General features: G+C 57.9%; 1 protein-coding gene. It reads left to right on the top strand.

Annotated features, from left to right (window positions below):
- Positions 1-27 precede the first annotated feature (27 nt).
- On the top strand, positions 28-1,557 hold a 1,530-nt coding region (locus RTW80_RS25095), incomplete at its 3' end, for a ParB/RepB/Spo0J family partition protein (RefSeq protein ID WP_312720764.1).

Here is a 1,557-nt window from a genome sequence, read left to right as displayed (position 1 = left end):
GACATAAGCAATTATAAGGGGATGATTATGCCTGTAACGAAGTGTGAACCAGAAACCACCCGCAAAGCAAGCCGTAAATCTGCAAAAACGCAGGAAACAGTCCTGTCTGCCCTGCTGGCGCAGACGGAGGAAGTGAGCGTGCCGCTGGCCTCACTGATTAAATCACCGCTGAATGTGCGCACGGTGCCGTATTCTGCGGAGTCCGTCAGTGAACTGGCTGATTCCATTAAGGGAGTCGGCCTGCTGCAGAATCTGGTTGTTCATGCCCTGCCTGGTGACCGTTACGGTGTCGCCGCAGGTGGTCGCAGACTGGCAGCACTCAACATGCTGGCAGAGCGTGGAATCATTCCGGCTGACTGGCCTGTCCGCGTAAAAATTATTCCGCAGGAGCTGGCGACTGCCGCATCAATGACCGAGAACGGTCATCGTCGGGATATGCACCCTGCCGAACAGATTGCCGGATTCCGCGCAATGGCGCAGGAAGGCAAAACGCCTGCACAAATCGGTGATTTGCTGGGCTATTCACCCCGCCACGTTCAGCGAATGCTGAAACTGGCAGACCTTGCGCCTGTCATCCTCGATGCGCTGGCAGAAGACCGCATCACCACCGAGCACTGTCAGGCGCTGGCGCTGGAGAACGACACCGCGCGTCAGGTGCAGGTGTTTGAAGCCGCCTGTCAGTCGGGATGGGGCGGTAAACCGGAAGTACAGACCATTCGTCGTCTGGTGACCGAAAGTGAAGTGGCGGTGGCAGGGAACAGTAAATTCCGCTTCGTGGGGGCTGATACCTTCTCGCCAGATGAACTGCGCACCGATTTGTTCAGTGACGACGAGGGTGGCTATGTGGACTGCGTGGCGCTCGATGCCGCCCTGCTGGAAAAACTCCAGGCTGTCGCCGAACACCTTCGGGAAGCCGAAGGCTGGGAATGGTGCGCCGGACGTATGGAGCCTGTTGGTTTCTGCCGTGAGGATGCCGGAACATACCGCAGTCTGCCGGAGCCGGAAGCGGTGCTGACGGAGGCAGAAGAAGAACGCCTGAACGAACTGATGGCACGTTACGATGCGCTGGAAAACCAGTGTGAGGAATCCGACCTGCTGGAAGCCGAAATGAAGCTGATGCGCTGCATGGCGAAGGTCAGGGCGTGGACGCCGGAGATGCGTGCCGGAAGTGGCGTGGTGGTGTCCTGGCGTTATGGCAACGTGTGTGTCCAGCGTGGTGTGCAGTTGCGCAGTGAGGATGATGTGGCTGATAACGATTACCGCACGGAACAGGTGCAGGAGAAAGCCTCAGTGGAGGAAATCAGTCTGCCGCTGCTGACGAAAATGTCCTCAGAGCGCACGCTGGCAGTCCAGGCGGCACTGATGCAGCAATCAGACAAATCCCTGGCACTTCTGGCATGGACACTCTGTCTGAATGTATTTGGCAGTGGAGCGTACAGCAATCCCGCCAGAATCCGCCTGGAATGTGAGCATTATTCGCTGACCAGCGATGCGCCGTCAGGGAAGGAAGGTGCCGCATTCATGGCGATGATGGCAGAAAAAGCCCGTCTTGCCGCC

The organism is Escherichia sp. AM3, assembly GCF_032029835.1.
Taxonomy (GTDB): domain Bacteria; phylum Pseudomonadota; class Gammaproteobacteria; order Enterobacterales; family Enterobacteriaceae; genus Escherichia; species Escherichia coli.
This window is presented reverse-complemented; position numbering and strand designations above follow the sequence as displayed.